At 69.7% G+C, this 23,698-nt stretch carries 23 protein-coding genes; 15 read left to right on the top strand and 8 right to left on the bottom strand.

Translation table 11 applies throughout. The features are described from left to right. The 3 genes from EBL85_RS11295 to EBL85_RS11305 form a co-directional block, all read left to right on the top strand. On the top strand, positions 1–1,067 hold a 1,067-nt coding region (locus tag EBL85_RS11295; protein ID WP_223806125.1), incomplete at its 5' end, for a glycosyltransferase. A 39-nt stretch (positions 1,068–1,106) separates the two neighbouring features. Next, entirely contained in the window at positions 1,107–2,552 is a 1,446-nt protein-coding gene (locus tag EBL85_RS11300) for a TrkH family potassium uptake protein (RefSeq protein ID WP_123138964.1), read from the top strand. 110 nt (positions 2,553–2,662) lie between these two features. Then, on the top strand, positions 2,663–4,639 hold the full coding sequence (locus EBL85_RS11305; RefSeq protein ID WP_123142963.1) for a choline BCCT transporter BetT: 1,977 nt from the start codon (positions 2,663–2,665) through the stop codon (positions 4,637–4,639). Between the two features lie 35 nt (positions 4,640–4,674). Here EBL85_RS11305 and EBL85_RS11310 read toward each other — a convergent pair whose 3' ends face one another. Further along, a complete protein-coding gene (locus EBL85_RS11310) occupies positions 4,675–5,574 on the bottom strand; it encodes a LysR family transcriptional regulator (protein WP_123138966.1) in 900 nt (299 codons plus the stop codon). A gap of 112 nt (positions 5,575–5,686) precedes the next feature. On the opposite strand from EBL85_RS11310, the gene EBL85_RS11315 reads away from it, so the two are divergent. Further along, on the top strand, positions 5,687–6,301 hold the full coding sequence (locus tag EBL85_RS11315; protein WP_123142964.1) for an FMN-dependent NADH-azoreductase: 615 nt from the start codon (positions 5,687–5,689) through the stop codon (positions 6,299–6,301). Between the two features lies 1 nt (position 6,302). Next, positions 6,303–7,151, top strand: a complete 849-nt coding sequence (locus EBL85_RS11320; RefSeq protein ID WP_123142965.1) for a pirin family protein — start codon at positions 6,303–6,305, stop codon at positions 7,149–7,151. Positions 7,152–7,157: 6 nt separating this feature from the next. Here EBL85_RS11320 and EBL85_RS11325 read toward each other — a convergent pair whose 3' ends face one another. Continuing rightward, positions 7,158–7,598 (bottom strand): winged helix-turn-helix domain-containing protein, encoded by a 441-nt coding sequence (locus EBL85_RS11325; RefSeq protein ID WP_123142966.1) that lies wholly within the window; start codon positions 7,596–7,598, stop codon positions 7,158–7,160. Between the two features lie 261 nt (positions 7,599–7,859). Between EBL85_RS11325 and EBL85_RS11330 the strand changes: the two genes are divergently transcribed. The 4 genes from EBL85_RS11330 (at position 7,860) to EBL85_RS11345 (ending at position 13,584) form a co-directional block, all read left to right on the top strand. Further along, positions 7,860–9,053 carry an FAD/NAD(P)-binding oxidoreductase gene (locus EBL85_RS11330; RefSeq protein WP_223806126.1) on the top strand — a complete coding sequence of 398 codons (1,194 nt, stop codon included), beginning with the start codon at positions 7,860–7,862 and terminating at the stop codon, positions 9,051–9,053. A 19-nt stretch (positions 9,054–9,072) separates the two neighbouring features. After that, positions 9,073–9,486 (top strand): DUF1641 domain-containing protein, encoded by a 414-nt coding sequence (locus EBL85_RS11335; protein ID WP_123138971.1) that lies wholly within the window; start codon positions 9,073–9,075, stop codon positions 9,484–9,486. Positions 9,487–9,579: 93 nt separating this feature from the next. Continuing rightward, positions 9,580–12,987: an MFS transporter gene (locus EBL85_RS11340; RefSeq protein ID WP_123142967.1), complete on the top strand. Its 3,408-nt coding sequence runs from the start codon at positions 9,580–9,582 to the stop codon at positions 12,985–12,987. A gap of 111 nt (positions 12,988–13,098) precedes the next feature. After that, positions 13,099–13,584, top strand: a complete 486-nt coding sequence (locus tag EBL85_RS11345) for an Hsp20/alpha crystallin family protein (RefSeq protein WP_123142968.1) — start codon at positions 13,099–13,101, stop codon at positions 13,582–13,584. Between the two features lie 93 nt (positions 13,585–13,677). Here the strand turns inward: EBL85_RS11345 and EBL85_RS11350 are convergent, their stop codons facing one another. Continuing rightward, on the bottom strand, positions 13,678–15,252 hold the full coding sequence (locus EBL85_RS11350; protein WP_123138974.1) for a carbon-nitrogen hydrolase family protein: 1,575 nt from the start codon (positions 15,250–15,252) through the stop codon (positions 13,678–13,680). Between the two features lie 201 nt (positions 15,253–15,453). Between EBL85_RS11350 and EBL85_RS11355 the strand changes: the two genes are divergently transcribed. Next, positions 15,454–16,020, top strand: a complete 567-nt coding sequence (locus EBL85_RS11355) for a metallophosphoesterase (protein WP_062271568.1) — start codon at positions 15,454–15,456, stop codon at positions 16,018–16,020. An 11-nt stretch (positions 16,021–16,031) separates the two neighbouring features. Beyond that, a complete protein-coding gene (locus EBL85_RS11360) occupies positions 16,032–16,931 on the top strand; it encodes an ATP-binding protein (RefSeq protein ID WP_123142969.1) in 900 nt (299 codons plus the stop codon). On the opposite strand, the gene radC is transcribed toward EBL85_RS11360, so the two are convergent. Then, entirely contained in the window at positions 16,815–17,489 is a 675-nt protein-coding gene (radC, locus tag EBL85_RS11365; RefSeq protein WP_123138976.1) for a DNA repair protein RadC, read from the bottom strand. The two genes, EBL85_RS11360 and radC, sit on opposite strands and share 117 nt — an antisense overlap. Positions 17,490–17,594: 105 nt before the next feature. Here radC and coaBC point away from each other — a divergent pair, with 105 nt between their 5' ends. From coaBC to argB, 3 genes are all read left to right on the top strand, one after another. Continuing rightward, entirely contained in the window at positions 17,595–18,806 is a 1,212-nt protein-coding gene (coaBC, locus tag EBL85_RS11370; RefSeq protein WP_123142970.1) for a bifunctional phosphopantothenoylcysteine decarboxylase/phosphopantothenate--cysteine ligase CoaBC, read from the top strand. Beyond that, entirely contained in the window at positions 18,790–19,248 is a 459-nt protein-coding gene (gene dut, locus EBL85_RS11375) for a dUTP diphosphatase (RefSeq protein WP_123142971.1), read from the top strand. The genes coaBC and dut overlap by 17 nt, the downstream gene beginning before the upstream one ends. Positions 19,249–19,440: 192 nt before the next feature. Beyond that, positions 19,441–20,337, top strand: coding sequence for an acetylglutamate kinase (gene argB / locus EBL85_RS11380; protein ID WP_123138979.1), 897 nt, complete (start codon positions 19,441–19,443; stop codon positions 20,335–20,337). 3 nt (positions 20,338–20,340) lie between these two features. Here argB and EBL85_RS11385 read toward each other — a convergent pair whose 3' ends face one another. Continuing rightward, a complete protein-coding gene (locus EBL85_RS11385; protein ID WP_123142972.1) occupies positions 20,341–21,279 on the bottom strand; it encodes a DUF4124 domain-containing protein in 939 nt (312 codons plus the stop codon). A 122-nt stretch (positions 21,280–21,401) separates the two neighbouring features. Beyond that, positions 21,402–22,043, bottom strand: coding sequence for an orotate phosphoribosyltransferase (gene pyrE, locus EBL85_RS11390; RefSeq protein ID WP_123139323.1), 642 nt, complete (start codon positions 22,041–22,043; stop codon positions 21,402–21,404). 145 nt (positions 22,044–22,188) lie between these two features. Between pyrE and EBL85_RS11395 the strand changes: the two genes are divergently transcribed. Beyond that, positions 22,189–22,887, top strand: a complete 699-nt coding sequence (locus EBL85_RS11395) for a sulfite exporter TauE/SafE family protein (RefSeq protein WP_123142973.1) — start codon at positions 22,189–22,191, stop codon at positions 22,885–22,887. Between the two features lie 16 nt (positions 22,888–22,903). On the opposite strand, the gene EBL85_RS11400 is transcribed toward EBL85_RS11395, so the two are convergent. Together EBL85_RS11400 and EBL85_RS11405 are read right to left on the bottom strand one after the other, a co-directional pair. After that, the gene (locus EBL85_RS11400; RefSeq protein ID WP_165913409.1) at positions 22,904–23,362 is read right to left on the bottom strand and encodes a DUF4426 domain-containing protein; all 459 of its coding nucleotides are present in this window, start codon (positions 23,360–23,362) and stop codon (positions 22,904–22,906) included. Between the two features lie 44 nt (positions 23,363–23,406). Continuing rightward, positions 23,407–23,697, bottom strand: coding sequence for a DUF167 family protein (locus tag EBL85_RS11405; RefSeq protein ID WP_123138983.1), 291 nt, complete (start codon positions 23,695–23,697; stop codon positions 23,407–23,409). Position 23,698: the final 1 nt, after the last annotated feature.

Here is a 23,698-nt window from a genome sequence, read left to right on the forward strand (position 1 = left end):
ATCTCGGGGTCGAGCGCATGCTGGTCAACCTGATCCGTGGTCTCGTCGATCTCGGTCAGCCGGTCGAGCTGCTGCTGGTGCGTGCCGAGGGTCCGCACCTGGAACGTCTCCCGCCCGAGGTCCGACAGATCCGCCTCGGCGTCGATCACACCCAGCTGGCCATCCCGGCGCTGGCGCGCTATCTGCGCCGCCGTCGTCCCGCGGCCCTGCTCGCGGCCAAGGACCGCGCCGGGCGTGCGGCGGTGATCGCCCGCGCCCTCGCCGGCACCGACACCCGGCTGGTGCTGCGGCTCGGCACCCATCTCTCGACCGCCATGGCCGAGCGCGACGCGCTCGCGCGCTGGCTGCGCTATGCCCCGATCCGCGTCCTCTATCCCCGGCTCGACGGCATCGTCGCCGTCTCCGAGGGGGTGGCGGCCGACACCGCGCGGATCGCCCGGCTCGAGCCGGCGCGCATCGGCGTGATCCGCAACCCGGTGATCACCCCGGAGCTGGCCGAGCAGGCCGCCGCGCCCTGCCCCCATCCCTGGCTCGCCGACGCCGCCCCCCCGGTGATCCTCGGCGCCGGGCGGCTACAGCGCCAGAAGGACTTCCCGACCCTGTTGCGCGCCTTCGCCAGAGTTCATGCCGAACGGCCCGAGTGCCGGCTGATGATCCTCGGCGAGGGCGGTGGCCGGGCACGACTCGAGCGCCTCGCCCGCGAACTGGGGATCGGCGCGGCGGTCGCCCTGCCCGGCTTCCAGCACAATCCCTACGCCTTCATCGCCCGCGCCCGGCAGTTCGTGCTCTCCTCGGCCTGGGAGGGCTCGCCCAACGTGCTCACCGAGGCGCTCGCGCTCGGCGTGCCGTCGGTGGCCACCGACTGCCCGAGCGGTCCGCGCGAACTGCTCGATGGCGGTCGCTACGGCCCGCTGGTCGCGGTCGGCGACGACCAGGCGCTGGCACGCGCCATGACCGCGACCCTGGACGCGCCGCTGCCGCCGGCGACCCTGCGCCGGGCGGTCGCGGCCTATCGTCAGGAGCGCAGTGCCGCACACTATCTCGAGGTGCTCGGGCTCGCCGGCTGAGCCGGGGCACACGCGGCCAAACCAGCGGAGACCACGCCCATGCGACTGCCACTGATCGGTGCCATCGTCGGGGTCTACGCGCTGCTGTTCGGTCTCACCCTGCTCGCCCCGATCGCGGTGGGGCTGTGGTACGGCGAGCCGCAGTGGCGCCACTTCCTCTGGCCGATGCTCGGCTCGATCGGGCTCGGCGCCCTGCTCTGGCTCGGTGGGCGCCACCAGGCGCGCACCCTCGGCGTCGCCGACGGCTATCTGGTGGTGGCGCTGTTCTGGATCCTGCTCAGCCTGCTCGGCGCCTGGCCGTTGCACCAGGGCTTCGGGCTGGCACCGGTCGACGCCCTGTTCGAGTCCACCTCCGGGGTCACCACCACCGGCGCGACGGTGATCAGCGGGCTCGACACCCTGCCCCGCGCGCTGCTCTTCTATCGTCAGCAGTTGCAATGGTTCGGCGGCATGGGACTGATCGTGCTCGGGCTGGCGGTGATGCCGCTGCTCGGCATCGGCGGCATGCAGCTCTATCGCGCCGAGGCCCCGGGACCGCTCAAGGAGGAGAAGCTCACCCCGCGCCTGACCCAGACCGCGCGCACCCTGTGGACGCTCTATCTCGGACTCACCCTGGCCTGCGCCCTGGCCTACTGGCTGGCCGGAATGACGCCCTTCGACGCCCTCTGCCACAGCCTCTCGACGCTCTCGACCGGCGGTTTCTCGACCCATGACGCCAGCATCGGCTATTTCGCCAGCGCGGCGGTGGAGACGGTGGCGGTCTGTTTCATGCTGCTCGCGGCGATCAACTTCGCGGTGCATTACGCGGCCTGGAGCAGCCGCGAGCCGATGCGCTATCTGCGTGATGCCGAGACCCGCGCCTTCCTCGCGCTGGTGTTCGGCTGTGTACTCTTGATCGGTGTGGTGCTCCGCCTCGAGGGCGGTTACGAGGGACTCGACGAGAGCCTGCGCGATGCGCTGTTCGAGGTCGTCTCGGTGGTCACCAGCACCGGCTTCGGCACCGTCGACTTCGCCCACTGGCCGGATTTCCTGCCGATCCTGCTGATCTATATCAGCTTCATCGGTGGCTGCGGCGGCTCCACCGCCGGCGGCATCAAGGTGTTGCGCGTGCTGCTGATGGTCAAGCAGGGGCTGCTGGAGATCCGCCAGCAGATCCATCCCCGCGCCTTGCTGCCGCTGCGTCTCGGCGGGCGCACCGTCGACTCGCGACTGGCACGGTCCGTGTGGGGATTCTTCGCCCTCTATCTCACCACCTTCGCCCTGCTCACCCTGCTGATGATCCATGCCGGGCTCGCTCCGCTCGATGCCTTCAGCGCGGTGGCCACCAGCATCAACAACCTCGGTCCCGGACTCGGCGAGGTCGCCACCAGCTTCGCCACGGTCAGCGATCTCGGCAAGCTGATCGCCGTCGTCGCGATGCTGCTGGGCCGACTGGAAGTCCTCACCATCCTGGTGATCCTCTCGCCCGCCTTCTGGCGACGCTGAACGACGCGCAAGACCACCAAAAAACCACGAAACGTGCTCCAGACTGCCCGTCAGACGCGATTGCATTTACTCTTATCGGACTGCAAACCGAAGACCCCAAAGGGTAATGAATGCAATCCACTCCAGAAAAAGCCCGACTCAACCCTCCAGTCTTCTATACCGCCTCCGCCCTGATCATCCTGATGGTGGTGATCGCAGCGGCCTTTCCTGAGACCGCCGACGCCTGGCTGCAGCACCTCCAGCAGGGCATCGTCGACAACGCCAGCTGGTTCTACGTATTGACGGTAGCGGTGATCCTGATCACCGTCGCCTTCCTGGGACTGTCGCGCTACGGCGAGATCAAGCTCGGACCGGATCACTCCAGCCCGGACTATTCCTACACCACCTGGTTCGCGATGCTGTTCTCCGCCGGCATGGGCATCGGGCTGATGTTCTTCGGCGTGGCCGAGCCGGTGATGCACTTTCTCTCGCCGCCGGTCGGCGACGGCGCCACCGTCGCCGCCGCGCGCGAGGCGATGAAGATCACCTTCTTCCACTGGGGTCTGCACGCCTGGGCGATCTATGCCATCGTGGCGCTGATCCTGGCCTTCTTCAGCTATCGTCACGGCCTGCCGCTGACCCTGCGCTCGGCGCTCTACCCGATGATCGGCGACCGTATCTACGGCCCCATCGGTCATGCCGTCGACGTGTTCGCGGTGGTCGGCACCGTGTTCGGTGTGGCCACCTCGCTCGGCTACGGCGTGCTCCAGGTCAACTCCGGGCTCAACCACCTCTTCGGCGTCCCGGTCGGGGTCGGTGTCCAGGTGCTGCTGATCGCCGGCGTCACCCTGCTGGCGATCATCTCGGTCACCACCGGCCTCGACAAGGGCATCCGTCGGCTCTCCGAGCTCAACATGGGCCTGGCGGTGCTGCTGCTCGCCTTCGTGCTGCTCGCCGGCCCCACGGTGTTCCTGCTCCAGGCCTTCGTGCAGAACGTCGGCTCCTATGCCTCTGACATCGTGCGCAACACCTTCAACCTCTACGCCTACGAGAAGACCGACTGGATCGGCGGCTGGACCATCCTCTACTGGGGCTGGTGGCTGTCCTGGGCGCCCTTCGTCGGGCTGTTCATCGCCCGTGTCTCGCGCGGGCGCACCATCCGCGAGTTCGCCATGGGCGTGCTCTTCATCCCCAGCGGCTTCACCCTGATGTGGATGACCTTCTTCGGCAACTCGGCGATCAACATGATCCTCAACGAGGGGCTGACCAGTCTCGGCGACACCGTCTCGAGCGATGTCACCCTGGCGCTGTTCGCCTTCCTCGAGCAGTTCCCGATGTCGGGCGTGCTCTCGGTGGTGGCCACGGTGATGGTGGTGGTGTTCTTCGTCACCTCCTCGGACTCGGGCTCGATGGTGGTCGACATGCTCTGCTCCAACGGTCACGACAACACCCCGCTGTGGCAACGCATCTACTGGGCCTCGGGCGAGGGCGTGGTCGCCGCGGTGCTGCTGGTCGCCGGCGGACTCGGCGCGCTGCAGACCATGACCATCGCCTCGGCGCTGCCCTTCGCCGTGGTGCTGCTGATCGCCACCTTCGGCCTGCTCAAGGCGCTCAGGGTGGACGCGGCCAAGCGCGACAGCCTGCAGATGAACGTGGCCCCGATCGCCCCCAGCGAGCGACTCGGCGACTGGCAGGACCGACTCGGTACCATCATGGACGCGCCCAGCCGCGAGAACGTGCGCCGCTTCATGCGTCGTATCGCCCGGCCCGCCTGCGAGGCGGTGGCCAACGAGCTGCGCAAGCACGACCTCGAGACCGCCGTCGAACTCGACGAGGAGCGTGATCGGGTGCGACTGATGGTGATGCTCGGCGAGGAGGTCGACTTCATCTACGAGGTGCGCAGCCGCTCGCACATCAAGCCGGCCTTCATCCAGCCCGAGTTCTCCGCCGAGGACGCGCCCGAGGAGCAGCGCTACTACCGCGCCGAGATCCACCTCGGCGAGGGCGGTCAGGACTACGACGTGATGGGCTGGTCGCGCGAGGCGGTGATCAACGACATCATCAGCCAGTACCACAAGCACATGCACTTCCTGCACCTGCTGCGCTGACCCGTCCCGCCGCCGGCCCCATGGCCGGCGGCGATCTAATCCGCCACGCGTGCGGCGGCCTCGAACAGCGACCGGGTCAACGCATCGACCGCCGGTCCCGCCTCATCGTGCTCGGCGTGCACCAGATACAGGGTCACCCGATAGCGTCCGCCCTCCACCAGATCGAGTTCGCGCAGCGCGCCGCTCGCCAGCGCCGCGGCGATCGCGGCCCGCGGGATCCAGGCGAAGGCCAGCCCCCGGCGGATGAGCGCGACCGCGCTCTCCAGCTGCGAGACGGTCCAGCGCGCATCCGCCCCCAGCCAGCCGCGATCGATCTGCTGCTGTCCGCTGTCGCGCACCACCACCTGACGGTGCTGACGCAGATCGGCGATCCCCAGCGTCCGTCCCAACCGATGCAGCGGGTGCTCGGGGTGGGCGACGGCGACGAACTCGACCTCGATCAGCGCCTCGCCGAGAAACCCCGGCGGCACCAGCGGGGTGATCGCCAGATCGACCCGACGCTGCAACAGTGCATCACTCGCCCCGGAGAGCACCGACTCGATCAACTCCACCCTGATCTGCGGCGCCTCGCCGGCAAAGGCCGCGAGCGCCTCCACCACCAGCGCCTGCGGCGTCACCACGGCATCGAGCGCGAGCCGCACCTCGGGCGCCCAGCCCTCGGCGAGGGTCGCGGCCAGCCGTTCGAGACGCTGCGCCTCTTCGAGCAACACCCGCGACCGCCGCAGCAAGCGCTCACCGGCAGCGGTCGGCAGGCTGCGCCGACCGCGCTGCTCGAGCAACGCCACCGGCAATCGTTCCTGCAGCCGCTTGATGCCATAGCTGATCGCCGACTGGCTGCGCCCGAGCGCCTCGGCTGCCGCCTCGAACCCGCCGTGATCGATCACCGCTTGGAGCATGGCCCAGTGTTCGAGCGAGGTGCGTGGGGGCTTGGACATGACTGATCTAAATTCTTGATGGGAAAGCGCGAATATTCACATGAAAGACGACGAAATCCAGCTCTATCCTGAACTGAAAGCCTCTCTGCATCACCGACCGGAGCCGGACACCATGAACAAGATCCTCCATCTCGACAGTAGCCTGTTCGCCGCCCAGGGCGTCTCGACCATCCTCGGCGCACAGCTCGTCGACGCCCTGCGCGCGCACCACCCGGCGCTGGAGGTCACCCATCACGACCTCGCCGCCACACCACTGCCCGCGCTCGACGCCGCCGGCGTCTCCGCCTTCGCCACCCCTGCCGAGCAGCGCGACGCCGACCAACAGGCCAGGGTCGCGCGATCCGACGCACTGATCGCCGAGCTGCGCGAGGCCGATCTGTTGGTGATCGGCGCACCGATGTACAACTTCGCCATCCCCGTGCAGCTCAAGAGCTGGTTCGATCACGTCGCCCGCGCCGGCGAGACCTTCCGCTACACCGAGCAGGGGCCGGTCGGGCTGCTCGAGGGCAAGCGCGCGGTGGCCCTGCTCAGTCGTGGCGGCATCCACCGCGACAGCCCCGAGGACACGGTCGCGGCCTATCTGACGAGCATGCTGCCCTTCCTCGGCATCGACGACGTGCGCCTGATCTATGCCGAGGGACTCAATCTCGGTGACCAGCCCCGTCGCGCGAGCATCGCCCGGGCCACCGAGCAGGTACAGGCACTGGCCGCAGAGCTGGTGCACTGAGATGGCCCCCCCAGGCCACCGCCGACTGATCGACGCGCGCCGCGCCTCCGACGGTTCCGGGGTCAGGCTGCAGCGCATCCTCGCCCGCGAGGGGATGGGTGCGCTCGACCCGCTGCTGCTGCTCGACGACTTCGCCATCACCGACCGGCACGACACCCCGCCGGGCTTCCCCGAGCACCCGCATCGAGGCTTCGAGACCCTGACGCTGATGCTCGACGGGGCCATGGCCCACGCCGACCATCTCGGCAACCGCGATCTGGTCGAGACCGGCGACGTCGCCTGGATGCGCGCCGGGCGCGGCGTGATCCATGCCGAACAACCCGTGCTGCGCAACGGTCGGGCACACGGGCTGCAGCTCTGGCTCAACCTGCCGGCGCGCGACAAGCTCAGCGACCCCGCCTACCGGCGCATCCCCGCCGCACAGATCCCCCGGCTCGCTCCCACCCCGGGCTGTCGGGTACGGGTGATCGCCGGCGACCTGGAACTCGCCGGCACGCAGACGCACGGCCCGCTCACCGAGGCGGCGTGCGCCCCCCTGCTGCTCGACCTCGCGCTCGACCCGAACGGCGAGTTCGACCCGCCGGCGACCCCGGGCTGGCGCCGGCTGCTCTATGTCCACCAGGGCAGGGTCGCGATCGCCGACGACGGCATCAGGCGTCACCAACTCGCCGAACTCGACGACACCGAAGGACTGCGACTGACCGCGGGGACAGAGGGCGCGGGCGCACTCCTGATCGCCGCCCGGCCGCTCGCCGAGCCGCTTGCCCACTACGGCCCCTTCGTGATGAACACCCAGGCCGAGATCGACCAGGCGATCGCCGACTACGAAGCCGGCCGGCTGACCGACTGAGCGCGCTCAGTCATCGCCGTCGTCGACACAGGACGGTCGCGGCGGCCCCCAGTCCGACGCCCTCCCCTCGCCCCGCCCGTAGAGCGCGCGCAGGGTCTCGATCATCTCGTCGAAGCGGGTGTCGAACAGCACCTCCACCCGTTCGGTCGGATAGAGCCGGATCGAGCGCCCCTCGCGGCGCATCTCGATATAGCCGTCGGCGGCGATGCGCTTGAGCTTGCGGTGCACGGTGGCGAGGCTCAGGTCGAGACAGGTGCTCAACGAGGAGATGTCGTGGGGACGGCCCTCGAGCCGCGCCTGGATCACGGTACGGATCATCAGGCTCGAGAGCGGATCGCCCCACATCCCGCTCTCGATGGCATAGAAGCGGTTCAGGCACTCGATGATCGCCCGGCGAACCTGATCGACCGGATCGACGGGGACGGAAGGGGACGGATCGACGGGCATGACAGGGACCTTTTCAGATTGGAAAACTCGGTTATTCCCTTTTCCCCAGCGGCCAAGTACCGTGGATCGCGACACCATGAGGGATCGAGTCGCCCCGCCACGACTGTTCGCGAACCAGCCGTCCGGGCGGCCCCGCATGGCACTGAAGCGCGCCCGGGAACGGGACGCGCACGGGATCGGCAACCGCCCGGGAGGCGGCGCCGGGCGAGCACCCGGCCTCCGGCCCGTCCGACTCAGGTTCGCAACACGAGACGAGGGTGGATGATGAAGAAGCGCATCGTCATCGTCGGTGGCGGCATCGGCGGCACCATGACCGCCAACAACATGGTCTCCAAGCTCGGCGTCGAGATCCGGCGCAACCAGGTCGAGGTGATGTTGATCTCCAACTCACCCTGGCACTACTACAAGCCGGCCTTCATGTATGTCGCCTTCGACATGTACCACAAGGCCGAATTACGTCGCAAACAGGCCACCCTGCTGCGCCCCGAGGTGCGTTTCGTGGTCGACGAGGTGGAGGCCTTCGAGTTCTCCGCCAGCCGTCTGCACACCCGCAGCGGCGCCCACTACGACTACGATTATCTGGTCGTCTCCACCGGTTGCCTGCCCGCGCCCGAGCGCATCGAGGGGCTGGCCGAGGCCGGTGACCACTTCTACCAGTTCGAGCCGGCCCGGCGTCTGGCGCAGAAGCTGCGCACCATCGAGCGCGGGCGCATCTTCATCACCGTCACCTTCCCCAAGACCCCGGACGTCCCCCACCAGTGCGGGATCGCGCCGATCGAGACCACGCTGATGGTCGACGAGCTGCTGCGCCGGCGCGGCGTGCGCGACCGCGTCGAGATCCTCTACACCTATCCCAGCGTCTCGCAACTGTTGCGCAACTGTCTGTTCATGCAGAAGCAGACCTGCGAGGTCCTGCCGCAGATCTTCAGCGACCGCGACATCCACTTCAAACGCGGCTTCACCCTCGAACGCGTCGACCCCGATGCCCGCGTCGCCCACTCCAGCGAGGGCGACAGCGAGGACTTCGACATCCTGATGTCGACCCCGCCGATCCGCGCCGTCGACGCGGTGATCAACTCCGGCGTCTCCGAGGCCGCCGAGGACGAGGGCTGGCTACCGACCAACCGTCGCAGCCTGCAGCTCAAGGGCTACCCCAACGTCTACTGCATGGGCGACACCGTCGACCTGCCGATCTCCAAGGCCGGCGGCTCCTGTCACAACCAGTCGCCGGTGATCATCGACAACATCGCCTTCGACCTGCGCCAGGGCGCCACCCCGGCGGTCTACGACGGTCGCGTCCAGGCGATCGCGCAGATGGGGCTCGAGGCCGGGATGCCGCTCTGGTACGACTACGACCAGGACGTCCAACCGACCCCACCGACCAAGGTCGGCGGGCTGATGCGCAAGACCTTCAACCGTGGCGTCTACTGGGCCACGGCACGCGGTCTGGTGTAGTGGAGAGGAGGACCCGATCATGCTGACCGCCACCAAACCCCAGGACGCCGCAGCGGTGCTCGCCGACCCCGATACCGCCGCAGGGCTGCGCGACCTCGCCGAACACCTGGCCCCACTGCTGCAGACGCGGCGCCTGCACAATGTCGTCGACCTGCTCTCGGCCACCTCCGACTTCATCGACATGGCCGACGACCAGCTCACCCAGAAGCTCGCCAAGGCCTTCGAGGAGGTGGTGTGGGCCGGCTGGTCGGCCGGCAACGCGCTGCGCAGCGCCTCGGCCACCGCCGCCGACAGCGAGCCGCCGACCCTGTGGCAGCTCTCGCGCCAGCTCAACGACCCGGAGGTCAGGCGCGGGCTGTTCTTCGTCATCCAGCTGCTCGGAGCCGTCGGTCGCCAGGTCGCGCTCGAGGCCGAGATCCCCGAAGACGACTGAGCGGCGCGCGCCATGGCGCGAGCGCATCCGCCTGCCTAGACTCGGGTGGAAGGTCACCGCCTCCCACCCGACTCGGTACGCGAGGATCGCTCCATGGATCAGTCGCCACAGCCCACCGCCACCACTCAGCTGCAGGCGCTGGTCGCACTCAACGGTCTCGTCGCCGGCGGCGTGCTGGCGCTGCTGCATCGCGCGCTGTCACCCGCCGCTGCCGCGCCGCTCGCCGAGCCCCTGGTGTGGGCGCTGCTGCTCGCACCCTCGGCGCTGCTGGCCCATGCGATCGGTGGCCGGATCGACCGCCGCGGCGCCACCCCGGTGCTGCGGCTGGCCGCCTGGACCCAGGCGCTGCTGGTCGCGACGCTCGCCGGACTGCAGTGGCGCGGCTGGCCGGGCACGCCCTGGCTCGCGGCGCTGCTGCTCGGCGCCCAGCTCGCCCTCTTCGCCCCGGCGGTGGTGGCGCGCCTCCAGGGGCTCACCGGCAAGCACCGGCTCGGGGTGGCCAATGCCCAGCTGCTCGGCGCGCTCGGGCTGGGGCTGCTCGCCGGCTGGTCGTTGCTGCTCCTCACCCCCACGGGCGCGGACCTGGCGACACGGCTGCACCAACTGCTCCCCGCGCTCGTCCCGCTGGTGCTGGCCGCGCTCGCCCAGCTCGCGCTGACCCGCGCCCTGGCGCGCGCGCCCGAACCGGCGCCGGAACCGCCGCTGGCCGGGGCCCTACTCGCCGAGGTCCGGGCGCTGCGCGCCAACCCGGTGATCTGGCGCTCGCTGATCGGCCTCACCCTGTTCTGGGCGATCGCCGCCGGGCTGCTGTTCGGTCTCCCCGCCGCGCTCGACGAGCGTCCACTGCCCCTGCTGTGGCCGCTGGCCGCCGGGCTCGTCGGGCTCGTGCTCGGCGCACTGCTCGCCGCACGACTCTCACGCGATCATATCGAGAGCGCGCTCGCCTCCTTCGGCGCCATCGGCGTCGCCGTCTCGCTACTGCTGCTACCCGGGCTCTCCGGCGGCGCCCAGGTGCTCGCACTCGCCGCCTTCGGACTCGCCGGCGCGCTCTTCCTGGTGCCGCTGCAGGCGCTGATCCAGTTCCATGTCACCACCCGCCACGGCAGCGCACTGGGGTGTGCTCAGGCGCTCTCGCGCGCCGGGGTGCTCGGCGGCACGCTGGCGGTGGCCGCCGCGCTCGCGCTCGGCATCGCCCCGGGTGCGCTGCTCGGGGTGTTGGCGCTGACCGCCCTGCTCGGCGCCGGCTACACCCTCTATCACCTGCCGCAGTCGCTCGCCCGCTTCGTCGCCGGTCGGCTGCTCGCCACCCGCTACCGCCTCGCGGTGATCGGGGTCGAGCAGCTACCGCCGCTCGGCGGCGTGCTGCTGCTCGGCAACCACGTCAGCTGGATCGACTGGGCGGTGGTGCAGATGGCCGCGCCGCGCCCGGTGCGCTTCGTCATGGAACGCGGGCTCTACGAGCGCTGGTACCTGCGCCACCTGCTCGACTTCTTCGGGGTGATCCCGATCTCCGGCGGCGCCAGCCGCGAGGCCACCGCGCGGGTGACCCGGCTGCTCGAGGCCGGCGAGGTGGTCTGTCTGTTCCCCGAGGGCACGCTGAGCAAGAACGGCCAGCTCTCGGCCTTCAAGCGCGGCTTCGAGCGCGCCGCCAGCGCGGCCACCGACGCGGTGATCGTGCCCTTCTATCTGCGCGGGCTCTGGGGCAGCCGCTTCTCGTACGCCAGCGACCAACTCAAGGCCAACCGCCGGGTCGGGCGCACCCGCGACCTGGTGGTCGCTTTCGGCGCGCCGATGACGCGCGAGAGCAGCGCCGAGCAGGTCAAGCAGGCGGTGTTCGAACTCTCGGTGAGCTCCTGGCAGCGCCATGTCGAACAGCTGCCGAGCCTGCCCGAGGCCTGGCTGGAGGCCAATCGGCGCACCCCGGCGCGGGTCTGTCTGGCCGATGCCGAGGGCGCCAGTCTGGGTCAGCCCCGACTCGCCGGCGCGGCGCTCGCCTTCGCCCTCGAGGTCCGCGCCCGTTGCCCCGGGCCGCGGGTCGGCATCCTGCTGCCGGCGAGCGTCGGCGCCGCGCTCGCCAACCTCGCCGCGCTGCTCGCCGGCAAGACGGTGGTCAACCTCAACTACACCACCGGGCCCGAGGTGCTGCGCCAGTCGATCGCGCGCGCCGACTGCGGCGTGGTGCTGACCTCGAGGCGCTTTCGCGCCCGGCTCGCGCAGCGTGGCATCGATCTCGACGCGGCACTCGACGGGGTCGAGGCGGTGGCGCTGGAAGACCTGCGCGGGCGGATCGGTCGGATACGGCCACTGCTGCTGATCGTCCTCGCCCGGCTGCTGCCGCCGCGCTGGCTGCTGCGCGCGCTCGGCGCCCGGCTCGATGCCGACGAGACCGCGGCGATCCTGTTTTCCAGCGGCAGCGAGGGCCTGCCCAAGGGGGTCGAGCTGACCCATCGCAACATCCTCGCCAACGTGCGCCAGATCGCCGACGTGCTCAACACCGAGCGCGACGACCTGATCCTCGCCAACCTGCCGCCCTTCCACGCCTTCGGGCTGACGGTCACCACCTTCCTGCCGCTGCTCGAGGGCATCCCCGTGGTCTGTCACCCCGACCCCACCGACGCGCTCGCCAACGCCCGCGCCATCGCCCGCTACCGCGCCACCGTGCTGTGCAGCACCTCGAGCTTCCTGCGGCTGTATCTGCGCCACCCGCGGGTGCACCCGCTGATGCTGCAGTCGCTGCGGGTGGTGGTCGCCGGCGCCGAGCGGCTCGACCCGGAGGTGCGCAAGTCCTTCCTGCTGCGCTTCAACAAGCCGATCTACGAGGGCTATGGCGCCACCGAGACCACCCCGGTGGCCAGCGTCAACGTCCCCGACGCGCTCGAGACCGCCACCTGGAAGGTGCAGATCGGCTCGCGCCCGGGCAGCGTCGGCATGCCGTTGCCGGGCACCAGCTTCCGCATCGTCGACCCCGAGGACCTGCGCACCCTGCCCCCCGGCGAGGAGGGGCTGATCCTGATCGGTGGGGTGCAGGTGATGAAGGGCTATCTCGACGACCCCGAACGCACCGCCGCGACGGTGATCACCCTCGACGGCATGCGCTGGTACCGCACCGGCGACAAGGGCCGGGTCGACGCCGACGGCTTCCTCACCATCGTCGAGCGCTACTCGCGCTTCGCCAAGATCGGCGGCGAGATGGTCGGGCTCGGTCATGTCGAGCAGCAGGTCAAGGCCGCGCTCGCCTGCCCCGAGCTCGACCTGGTGGCCACCACCCTGCCCGACCCGCGCAAGGGCGAGCGCATCGTGCTGCTGGTCAGCGCCGTGCTCGAACTCGACCAACTGCGCGGTCAGCTGCGCACGGCGGGGATGACGCCGCTGGAGATGCCCGCCGAGATCCATCAGGTCGAGCGCATCCCCAGGCTCGGCAGCGGCAAGGTCGACTACGGCGCAAGCCGTCGGCTGGCGGCCGATCTCGCGACCTGCAAGACGCCGAAAGAATCGCTATAAACACATGTTATAAAAGAAATAAAAACGAAATGATCGGGATTGAAAACGGCCGCCGACAGGCTATGCTTGAAGCAGAAACCCCGAGCTGATGCGAGGGAGGAGGGGAGTGCCATGAAGACCAAGACGAAGATGCCCGCCGAGACCAGCGCGCAGCGCGCGCCGACCCTCTTCGACGAGATGGATCGCGCCTTCGAGCAGATGATGCGACAGGGCTGGCTGCAGCGTCCGTTCCCCGGGCTGTGGCCGGGCTGGGACGCCGAGACCAAGGCGACGGCGGTGGTACCGCGGATGGACGTGATCGACCGCGACGACGAGATCCTGGTCCGCGCCGAGGTGCCGGGCGTGGCCCGCAAGGACCTGGAGATCGAACTCAGCGGACGGCTGCTCACCATCAAGGGCGAGCGGGCGCACGAGACCCGCGAGGAGCACGGCACCTACTGCCACACCGAGATCGCCCGCGGTGGCTTCACCCGCAGCATCCGGCTGCCCGATGAGGTCGCCACCGAGCGGGTCGAGGCGACCTTCGAGGACGGCGTCCTCGAGGTCCACCTGCCGAAGACCGAGCGCGCCGAGCGCCGCCGCGTCGAGGTGAAGTGATCATCCACCACGCGGGCCCCCGAGCCCGCAACGCCCCCGGTGCCGACACCCGGCCCGGGGGCGCGTCGTTGCGGCCCCGGCACGCCCCGTCCCTCAGCGCTCGCGCCACACCGTGGTGTAGAGATCGTGACGTCGATCCTTCAGGTTCTGCACCGTGCCCGAGTTGCGCGCCGCGCGCAGCGCCTCGAGACGCAGGTCGGCGAAGGCCACGGTCTCGACGTTGGGCGTGGTGTCGGCGGCGATGCCATCGCGCGCGAAGGGGAAGTCGCAGGGGGTGAGGATGCAGCTCTGGGCGTACTGGATGTCCATGTTGTGCACGTTCGGCAGGTTGCCGACGTTGCCCGAGAGGGCGACATAGCACTGGTTCTCCACCGCCCGCGCCTGACAGCAGTAGCGCACCCGCAGATAGGACTGGCGCTCGTCGGTGCAGAAGGGCACGAAGATGATGTTGGCGCCCTGGTCGACGAGATGACGGCCGAGTTCGGGGAACTCCGAGTCGTAGCAGATCAGCACCCCGATGGGACCGCAGTCGGTGTTGATCGCGTTGAGCGAGTCGCCGCCCTCGATGTTCCACCAGTAGACCTCGTTGGGGGTCGGGTGGATCTTCGGCTGCTCGTGGACCTCGCCGCCACGCAGACAGACGTAGCAGATGTTCTCGACCCGGCCATTGGCCATCCGCGTCGGGTGCGAACCGCCGATGATGTTGATGTTGTAGCGCACCGCCATCTCGCTGAGCGCTTCCTTGAGCGGCGTGGTGTACTTGGTGAGCGCCTCGATCGACTCGGCCGGCGACAGCTCCTGGTCCTCCATCGACAGCAGCTGTAGCGAGAACAGCTCGGGGAAGACCACGAAGTCGGCGCGATAGTCGGCGGTGACGTCGACGAAATAGCGCACCAGATCGATGAATTCATCGAACGACCCCACCCGGCGCTGCATGTACTGCACCGTCGCCACCCGCACGGTGTCGGGCAACCGCGCCCCATAGCTCTTGGCGCGACGCTCCTCCTGCTCGTCCGGGGCATTGGGGTTGCGCCACAGCAGATGCACCGCATACCCGAGCGACTCCTTGTCCTCCTTGAGGTAGTCCGGCAGCAGCCCGAGCACCTCGAAGCCGTTGCGCATCTGGAAGGCGAGCACCGGGTCGCGCTGGCGGCTGGCCTTGGCCTCCTCGAGATAGTGCTCGGGACCGTCGAAGCGGCGCACTCGTCGCGCCAGGGTCGGCAGCCGGCCACCGAAGACGATCCCCTTGGCGTCCCAGGCGCGCGCCAGCTTCTTGCGCGCGTCATAGAGACGCTGACCGATGCGCAGCCCGCGATAATCGGGGTCGACGCAGACCTCCATGCCGTAGAGATAGTCGCCGTCGGGGTCGTGCCGCGAGGCATAGCCGCCGCCGCTGATCTCGGCCCAGGTATGGGGCTTGAGCGCGAACTGACCGCTGATCAGGAAGGTGGCGCAGTAGCCGACGATCTCGCCCTGATACTCGGCGACGAACTGTCCCTCGGCGAAATTGTTGATCTGGCCGCGCAACATCGCTGCCGAATAGGTGCCCATGCCGGCGCTCTGGTAGACCTTGGCGACCAGGGCGCGGATGGCGGGAATATCGGCGATGCGAGCGTTGCGGACCAACAGTTGGGGCTTGGTGGATCTGGCCTGGGTGGAGCTGGACATGTCGTGCACTCCTCGGCTGAAGGGATGGCCGGCGTCGATACCGGACCATCGATTGTGCCAGACCCCACACCCTTGTCGCTGCCTATCGGTCACCCTCACATTGAGAATCATCAGTAGACTGACGGGTTCGCCACGGCGGACGGACACCACCGCCGAGCGGCGACCGCCGCGGCGAGCACACGTCATTCACGGACCGAGATCATGCCGACCCCCGCCCCACAACCCGAACCCGCGCTGCGCGTGGCCCTGCTCGCCGACACCCACGGCAGCCTCGATGGACGTATCGAGCAACTGGTCGGCGACTGCGACCTCGCGGTGCACGCCGGCGACATCGGCAACGCCGCCGTGCTCGCGCGCCTGCAACCCCGTCAGGGGCGGGTGCTCGCGGTCTATGGCAACAACGACTCGCCGCGCCAGTGGCCGAGCGCCGACCGCGAGCTGCTCCAGCACCTGCCGGAGTGGCGCGCCTACCCCCTGCCCGGCGGCACCCTGGTGGTGATCCACGGCCACCAGACCCCGGCGCGCGACCGCCACGGCTGGCTGCGCCGACGCTTCCCCGAGGCCCGGGTCCTGGTGTACGGTCACAGCCATCGGCTGGTCGTCGACACCGACGTCTCGCCCTGGGTGCTCAACCCGGGCGCGGCCGGTCGCACCCGGACCCACGGCGGCCCCTCCTGCCTGATCCTCGAGGCACGCGCCTCGACCTGGACGGTCGAGGTGCACAGATTCACCCATCATTCGCACGCGCCGCGCGCGCGCATCGCCTGACGACACCATTCATGAGTTCAACCACCGCGCACCTCGTCAAACCCCCGAAGTCCCTGCTGCGTCAGGTCGGCCGCGCCATCGCCGACTTCCGCATGATCGGCGACGGCGACCGCATCCTGCTCGGCGTCTCCGGCGGCAAGGACTCGCTGTCGCTGCTCCACGTCCTCGCCCATCTGCGCACCTATGCCCCGGTACGCTTCGAGCTCGCCGCGCTCACCGTCGACCCCGAGGTGCCGGGGTTCGACCCGCAACCGCTCAAGGACTACTACACTCGCCTCGGCGTGCCCTGGCACTACGAGCAGCAGCCGCTGATGGAGCAGGCCAAGACGCACATGGACGGCGACTCCTTCTGCGCCTACTGCTCGCGGATGAAACGCGGCATCATGTACCGTCTCTGTCGCGAGCACGGCTACAACGTGCTCGCCCTCGGCCAGCACCTCGACGACCTCGCCGAGAGCCTGATGATGTCGCTGTTCCACGGCGGCCAGCTGCGCACCATGAAGGCGCACTATCGCAACCAGGAGGGCGACCTGCGGGTGATCCGCCCGCTGGCCTACTGTCGCGAGCGCCAGACCGCCGACTTCGCCGCCCACGCCGGGCTGCCGGTGGTGCCCGACAGCTGCCCGGCCTGCTTCACCATGCCCTCGCAGCGCGCCTACATGAAGACCCTGCTGGCGCGCGAGGAGCGCGAGCACCAGGGGCTGTTCGCCAACATGCTCCACGCCATGCGCCCGATCATGACCGAGGGCGAGCTGCCCGAGCCGGGCTGGCCGAGCGAGCGGCCGCGCCCGGACTCAGAGCAGGCCGCGCTCGGCGAAGGAGACGCCCGCGCCGGCGCCGATGACGAAGTGGTCGAGCACGCGCACGTCGATCAGCGCCAGGGCAGCGCGCAACCGCTCGGTGATGCGTAGATCGGCCTGACTCGGCTCGGCGACCCCGGAGGGGTGGTTGTGGGCGAAGATCACCGCTGCGGCATTGGTCTCGAGCACCCGTCGCACCACCTCGCGCGGGTGTACGCTGGCGCCGTCGACGGTGCCGCGGAACAGCTCCTCGTAGCGGATCACCCGGTTGCGGGTGTCGAGGAAGAGACAGGCGAAGATCTCGTGCGGCGAGCCGTAGAGACGTAGCTTGAGATAGTCGCGGGTGCACTGCACGTCGCTGAGCGCATCGGCGCCGCCGATGCGGCTGAACAGATAGCGGCGGCTGAGTTCGAGTACCGCCTGGAGCTGCGCGTACTTGGCCGTGCCCAGCCCCTTGCCGGCGCAGAAGCGGCGCTGGTCGGCGGCGAGCAGACCGGGCAGCCCGCCGTAGTCGGCGAGCAGCTCGCGCGCCAGGTCGACCGCGCTCTTGCCGGTTACCCCGGTGCGCAGGAAGATCGCCAGCAGCTCGGCGTCGGTGAGCGCCTGCGCGCCGTGCGCCAACAGCTTCTCGCGCGGGCGCTCGGCACTCGGCCAGTCGCGGATCGGCATCGCCGTGGTCTCCCGCCGGGTGCCGTCCGGCCACGCTCGGCGGTCGCGCTCGCACCCGGTGATCTGCGTTAAACTGATCCGATTCGAACACCAAGGATACACGATTTGTCGACTCAACCAAGCGCGGGATCCCGCATCCTGCTCGGGGTCGGGGGCGGTATTGCCGCCTACAAGTCGGTCGAGCTGGTCCGTCGCCTCAGCGAGCAGGGCTGCGAGGTACAGGTGGTGATGACCCGGGCGGCCACCGCCTTCGTCGGTCCGCTGACCTTTCAGGCCGTCTCCGGGCGCCCGGCGCGGGTCGAGATGCTCGACCCCGGCGCCGAGGCCGGGATGGGCCACATCGAGCTCGCCCGCTGGGCCGACCAGATCCTCATCGCCCCGGCCACCGCCGACCTGATGGCGCGGCTGGCCGCCGGCATCGCCGACGACCTGCTCACCACCCTGGTGCTGGCCAGCCCGGCACCGCTGGCGATCGCCCCGGCGATGAACCAACAGATGTGGCGCCACCCGGCCACCCAGGACAACCTGGCGCGGTTGCGCGCGCGCGGCGTCCAGGTGATTGGCCCCGGCGTCGGCGTCCAGGCGTGCGGCGACGAGGGCCCGGGGCGGATGCTCGAACCGGCCGAGATCGCCGCCGCGCTGCACCCGGCGCGACCGCTCGACGGGGTCCGGGTGCTGCTCACCGCAGGCCCCACCCGCGAGCCGCTCGACCCGGTGCGCTATCTCGGCAACCGCAGCTCCGGGCGCATGGGCTATGCGCTGGCCGAGGCGCTCACCGCGCTCGGCGCCCGGGTGACCCTGGTCAGCGGCCCCACCGCGCTGACGCCACCGCCGGTCGAGCAGGTGGTGCAGGTCGAGACCGCGCTGCAGATGCACGCCGAGGTGATCGCCCGCGCCGACGCCTGTGAACTCTTCGTCGGCACCGCCGCGGTCGCCGACTATCGTCCGGTCGCCCCGGCCGAGACCAAGATCAAGAAGGAACACGCCGCGCTCGAGATCCGTCTCGAACGCAACCCCGACATCCTCGCCGAGGTCGCCGCGCGCCGCCCCGCCCCCTTCACCGTCGGCTTCGCCGCCGAGACCGAGCGGGTCGAGCACTATGCCCGTGGCAAGCTCGTCGACAAGGGGCTCGATATGATCGCCGCCAATCGTGTCGGCGGTCCGCGCGGCGGCTTCGAACGCGAGGAGAACGCGCTCACCGTGCTCTGGCCCGACGGTCAGCGCGACCTGCCCATGATGGCCAAGCCCCGACTCGCGCGGGCGCTGGCCGAACTCATCGCCGAACGCTATCTCGAACACCATGCACCATCGTCTTGACGTCAAGCTGCTCGATCCCCGACTCGGGCGCGACTATCCACTGCCGCAATACGCCACCACCGGCTCGGCCGGGCTCGACCTGCGTGCCATGCTCGAGGCCCCGCTCGAGCTCGCCCCCGGCGACGCCGAGCTGCTGCCCACCGGGATGGCGATCCACATCGCCGAGCCCGGCGTCGCCGGGATGATCCTGCCGCGCTCCGGGCTGGGCCATCGCCACGGCATCGTCCTCGGCAACCTGGTCGGGTTGATCGACTCCGACTACCAGGGACCGCTGATGGTCTCCTGCTGGAACCGCGGTACGGCCTCCTTCCGTATCGAACCCGGTGAGCGCATCGCCCAGCTGATATTGGTGCCGGTACTGCAGGCCGAATTGCGGGTGGTCGATGCATTCGACGCCACCAACCGTGGCGCGGGCGGCTTCGGCCACACCGGCAGACACTGAATCGAGCGCCAGAGCGCGCGCCGGCGGACCGCCGGCGCGGCGCCGCGCCACGCCGGGGACGCCCGCCATCGGCCTCCAGGACCGCCCCGGCGCACCCGCTGCGAAGACGCGCCGATCGTCTCCGCTCGCCCCACCCGCGTCCCACCCGCGCCGCCCGGCGCGCCGACGCATCGACAGACCCGGACACCACAGATGACACTCGCAAACGAACGCGCCCATACCATCGCCCACGTCCTCAACGAGTCGCTGCCCTATATCCGTCGCTTCCAGGGCAAGACCATGGTGATCAAGTACGGCGGCAACGCCATGGTCGACGAGCGCCTCAAGCAGGGCTTCGCCCGCGACGTGGTGCTGATGAAGCTCGTCGGCATCAACCCGGTGATCGTCCACGGCGGCGGCCCGCAGATCGGCTCGCTGCTCAAGCGTCTGGGCAAGGCCACCGAGTTCGTCCAGGGGATGCGGGTGACCGACGCCGAGACCATGGACGTGGTCGAGATGGTCCTCGGCGGATTGGTCAACAAGGAGATCGTCAACTTCATCAACCAGCACGGCGGCCATGCCGTCGGTCTCACCGGCAAGGACGGCGACCTGATCCGCGCCCGCAAGCTGGTGCTGCGCCGCGGCGCACCCGAGCTCAAGGCCTCCGAGATCATCGACCTCGGCCATGTCGGTGAGGTCGAGAGCATCGCCCCCCACGTCCTGCACATGCTGGTCAAGAGCGACTTCATCCCGGTGATCGCACCGATCGGGGTCGGTGAGGACGGTCGCGCCTACAACATCAACGCCGATCTGGTCGCCGGCAAGATGGCCGAGGTGCTCGAGGCCGAGAAGCTGCTGCTGCTGACCAACACCCCCGGGCTGCTCGACGGCGAGGGCACGCTGATCAAGGAGATCGACGCGGCGCGGGTCGAGGCGCTGATCGAGGAGGGGGTGATCTCCGGCGGGATGCTGCCGAAGACCCGCTGTGCGCTCGACGCGGTGCACTCCGGGGTGCGTTCGGCGCACATCATCGACGGCCGGGTGGAGCACGCGGTGATGCTCGATCTGTTCACCGACGAGGGCGTCGGTACCCTGATCCGCAGCCGCTGAGACTCAGCGCGGGGACCGCAGCGCGTCGCGAAAGCCCGCGACCGTGGCCTTGGCGGCGGCGTCGATACAGTCGTCGGCGCCGGTCAGCCGGTTGCGGCACTGCAGGTCGAGATAGAGCACGGTGCCGCCCTCCAGCCCGCTCAGCCGGGCCAGGGTGAGCACCCGCACCTCGCGCTCGTCACGCACCCGGGCGATCAGCAGATCGATGCTCTGGTGCAACTCGGGCGGCGCGAAGCGCTCCGTCAGATAGGCCCGCGCCCGCGTCCAGTCGCGCGCGCAGCGCGCGCGCTCACCACACACCAGACGATGGGATGGCACCGGGAGCGGCGCCGCCGCCTCCCCGTCCAGCCCACGTAGCTCACGCAGCCGCTCCAGCACCTCGGCGAAGCGTCGGCGCGCCGCGTCCTTGGAGCGCTCCAGACCGACGATGCGCCGATAGTGCTCGAGAATCCGTCGCTCGACCTCGATCACCTCGGATTCCAGCGTACGCAGGGTCTCGGCCTGCCCCTGATCGGCCTCGGCCCGCTCGGTGGCGAGCGCCTCGAGACGCGTCCGTTCGCGGCGGATGCCGTCGCGCTGCACCTGGATGCGGGCGTCGAGCGCGCTCAGTTGCCCCTGCATGACCATGCGGACATCCTCCTCGTTGCGATAATTCGCGAGGATGTAGTCGTCATACATCTGTGCCAGCGCGCGGGCGCGAGCGGCCTCGATCTCCGCCTCGGAGGGCGCGGGCGGGACCGTCTCGCGCTCGACGCCACGGGTGTCGAGTTCGACATGCCCGCGATCGACCGACTCGGCCGGCAGGATATCGGAATAATGGATGTTGCCCGTCTCGTCGACCCAGCGATACAGGCGCGCCTCGGCCTGCTGCAGACAACCGCACAGACAGGCCGCCACGACCAGCGAGCAGAGTGGACTTGGGCAGGGCGATCGCTTCGACATCGCAAGACCTCCTGACGATCGAGGAAGGGGCGCTGAGCGCCGCCGGGGAGGCTTCGCCGCGCCGCGCTCACGGACCGGCAGACCAGCGGCGGCGCCCGCCCTCCCTGGCTTGCGTGCGGCGATCAGGCCCCGTAACGGGCGCGATAATCGCGCACCGCGGCGGCCATCGCGTCGGCCTCGGGGCGCTCGCCGAGGAAGGCGATGAGATCATCGAGGGTGACCACGCTGTAGACCGGCATGGCATAGGTCTCCTCGACCTCCTGCACCGCCGAGCGGACATCGCGCCCGCGCTCCTGACGATCGAGCGCGATCACCACCCCCGCGGGCTCGGCCCCGGCAGCGCGGATGATCTCGACCGACTCGCGCACCGAGGTCCCGGCGGTGATCACGTCGTCGATGATCAGCACCCGGCCGCGCAGCGGACTGCCGACGATGATGCCGCCCTCGCCGTGGTCCTTGGCCTCCTTGCGGTTGAAGGCATAGGGCTGGTCGCGGTCGTGCTTGGTGGCGAGTGCGATGGCGGTGGTCGCCGCCAGCGGGATGCCCTTGTAGGCGGGACCGTAGAGCACGTCGAACTCGACCCCGGCGTCGACGATGCGCTGGGCGAAGGCCTCGCCCAGCCGCGCCAGGCGCACACCCGTGTCGAACAAACCGGCATTGAAGAAATAGGGGCTCTGGCGGCCGGATTTCAGCGTGAACTCGCCGAACCGGAGCGCGCCGATCGAGGTCGCGAAGTCCAGAAGGTCGCGCTGGTAGTCTTGCATCATGGGGGCGTGTCCTGAAAGAAAACGTCGGATGGATGGGATCGGCGCCCGACACGACCAGGCCGCGCCGGCGCCACAGACCCAATAGGATAAACGCTCATCCGTGCATTTGAGCAGGGTCGCGCGCCCTGCGAGGAGTCGATCGATGCTCGAACAGGCCCCACTGGGACTCTATCCCACCGCCTTCCTCGTCGGCCTGCTCGGCGGCGTGCACTGTCTGGGGATGTGCGGCGGCGTCGCCGGTACCCTCACCCTCGGGCTCGACCCCGCAACCCGTGCCCGGCCACGACGTCTGCTGCCCTTCCTGCTCGCCTACAACCTCGCGCGCATCGCCGGCTATGCCCTGGCCGGGGCGCTGGTCGGCGCGCTGGGGGCGCTGCTGGTCGAACTCGGTCCGCTGCTGGCGGTGCAGCGCGTGCTCTATGGCCTCGCCGGGGTGGTGATGATCCTGCTCGGGCTCTATCTCGGCGGCTGGTGGCGGGTACTCGCGCTCGGCGAGCGACTGGGACTGGTGCTGTGGCGCCGGCTCGAACCGCTGGGGCGCGCGCTGCTGCCGGTGCGCAGCCTGCCGCGGGCGGCGCTGATCGGGCTGATCTGGGCCTGGCTGCCCTGCGGGCTGGTCTATAGCGTGCTGATCAGCGCCCTGGCGAGTGCCGATGCCGGACGCGGCGCACTGGTGATGCTCGCCTTCGGCGCCGGCACCCTGCCGACCCTGGTCGGGCTCGGGCTACTCGCCGGCGCAGCCGCCAGGCTCGGCGAGCGCGTCTGGGTGCGCCAGCTCGCCGGGGCGGTGGTGACGGGCTTCGGGGTGCACGCGCTCTGGCAGCTCCTGGTGCTGCGCTGAACGCGCGCGGCGGGGATCAGTCCTCGGTAAAGAACTGCTGTTCGAGCTCGACCTCGGTGGTCTGATCGCTGCCCTCGGGGGTCACCGCGATGCGGAACACCATCACCTGCTCCTCCTCGATCGGGAACTCACCGACATAGTGCACGGTGCCGCGCTCGGGGATGGTGATCTCGCGCATCGGCACACGCGTGGTCTCGGTCGAGGGCGGGGTCAGGGCCTCGACCTCGATGCGCGCGCGGGTCGGCGCCCCCATGCCCTGTTCGCTCGGACCGCGCACGCCGACGTTGAGCATGCCGCGGCGCTTGCTGCGCAGGATCTTGAACTCACTGGCGATCTCGGGGTTGAGCGTCGCGGTGGGGATGGCGTTGTAGTGGATCTGGTAGCCATCGGCACTGGTGGCGGTCTCGGCGCCGACCGGGGCGCTGAGGCTCAGTGCCACGCCGAGCGGGAGCAGCAGGGCTCTAAGTCTGAACATAACGCAATCTCCTGTTGAACACATTGAGCGAAAGACTCGCGGCTTCAGGGGCGCTCGACGGGTAGGGGGAGCTGCTGCGGCGCCTCGATGCGCAGCCGCTTGTAGCGTGCGTGCTCGCCCCCGATTAGGGTGACCCGCGAGGGTGCCACCCCGAAGGCGTCGGCGACGAACCGCCGCAGCGCCTGATTGCCCTTGCCATCGACCGGCGGGGCCTTGATCCGGACCCGGTAATACTCGCCACCGGGATCGGGGCCGATGAAGGCGTCGCGCGGCGCGCGCACCTGCACCCGCAACGACAGCTCCAGATCCTCCCCGCTCCAGCGATACCAGCTCATG

Source organism: Marichromatium sp. AB32 (assembly GCF_003718675.1).
In the GTDB taxonomy this organism is placed as follows: domain Bacteria; phylum Pseudomonadota; class Gammaproteobacteria; order Chromatiales; family Chromatiaceae; genus Marichromatium; species Marichromatium gracile.

What these genes read in the sequence shown, in the direction of transcription:
- EBL85_RS11360 (WP_123142969.1), top strand. Translation starts at nt 16,032, where the DNA reads ATGAGTTCAACCACCGCGCACCTCGTCAAACCCCCGAAGTCCCTGCTG.
- EBL85_RS11320 (WP_123142965.1), top strand. Translation starts at nt 6,303, where the DNA reads ATGGCCCCCCCAGGCCACCGCCGACTGATCGACGCGCGCCGCGCCTCC.
- EBL85_RS11350 (WP_123138974.1), bottom strand. Translation starts at nt 15,252, where the DNA reads ATGTCCAGCTCCACCCAGGCCAGATCCACCAAGCCCCAACTGTTGGTC.
- EBL85_RS11355 (WP_062271568.1), top strand. Translation starts at nt 15,454, where the DNA reads ATGCCGACCCCCGCCCCACAACCCGAACCCGCGCTGCGCGTGGCCCTG.
- EBL85_RS11335 (WP_123138971.1), top strand. Translation starts at nt 9,073, where the DNA reads ATGCTGACCGCCACCAAACCCCAGGACGCCGCAGCGGTGCTCGCCGAC.
- EBL85_RS11345 (WP_123142968.1), top strand. Translation starts at nt 13,099, where the DNA reads ATGAAGACCAAGACGAAGATGCCCGCCGAGACCAGCGCGCAGCGCGCG.
- EBL85_RS11305 (WP_123142963.1), top strand. Translation starts at nt 2,663, where the DNA reads ATGCAATCCACTCCAGAAAAAGCCCGACTCAACCCTCCAGTCTTCTAT.
- EBL85_RS11315 (WP_123142964.1), top strand. Translation starts at nt 5,687, where the DNA reads ATGAACAAGATCCTCCATCTCGACAGTAGCCTGTTCGCCGCCCAGGGC.
- pyrE (WP_123139323.1), bottom strand. Translation starts at nt 22,043, where the DNA reads ATGCAAGACTACCAGCGCGACCTTCTGGACTTCGCGACCTCGATCGGC.
- EBL85_RS11395 (WP_123142973.1), top strand. Translation starts at nt 22,189, where the DNA reads ATGCTCGAACAGGCCCCACTGGGACTCTATCCCACCGCCTTCCTCGTC.
- EBL85_RS11405 (WP_123138983.1), bottom strand. Translation starts at nt 23,697, where the DNA reads ATGAGCTGGTATCGCTGGAGCGGGGAGGATCTGGAGCTGTCGTTGCGG.
- radC (WP_123138976.1), bottom strand. Translation starts at nt 17,489, where the DNA reads ATGCCGATCCGCGACTGGCCGAGTGCCGAGCGCCCGCGCGAGAAGCTG.
- EBL85_RS11400 (WP_165913409.1), bottom strand. Translation starts at nt 23,362, where the DNA reads ATGTTCAGACTTAGAGCCCTGCTGCTCCCGCTCGGCGTGGCACTGAGC.
- argB (WP_123138979.1), top strand. Translation starts at nt 19,441, where the DNA reads ATGACACTCGCAAACGAACGCGCCCATACCATCGCCCACGTCCTCAAC.
- EBL85_RS11325 (WP_123142966.1), bottom strand. Translation starts at nt 7,598, where the DNA reads ATGCCCGTCGATCCGTCCCCTTCCGTCCCCGTCGATCCGGTCGATCAG.
- EBL85_RS11385 (WP_123142972.1), bottom strand. Translation starts at nt 21,279, where the DNA reads ATGTCGAAGCGATCGCCCTGCCCAAGTCCACTCTGCTCGCTGGTCGTG.
- EBL85_RS11330 (WP_223806126.1), top strand. Translation starts at nt 7,860, where the DNA reads ATGATGAAGAAGCGCATCGTCATCGTCGGTGGCGGCATCGGCGGCACC.
- EBL85_RS11340 (WP_123142967.1), top strand. Translation starts at nt 9,580, where the DNA reads ATGGATCAGTCGCCACAGCCCACCGCCACCACTCAGCTGCAGGCGCTG.
- EBL85_RS11310 (WP_123138966.1), bottom strand. Translation starts at nt 5,574, where the DNA reads ATGTCCAAGCCCCCACGCACCTCGCTCGAACACTGGGCCATGCTCCAA.
- dut (WP_123142971.1), top strand. Translation starts at nt 18,790, where the DNA reads ATGCACCATCGTCTTGACGTCAAGCTGCTCGATCCCCGACTCGGGCGC.
- EBL85_RS11300 (WP_123138964.1), top strand. Translation starts at nt 1,107, where the DNA reads ATGCGACTGCCACTGATCGGTGCCATCGTCGGGGTCTACGCGCTGCTG.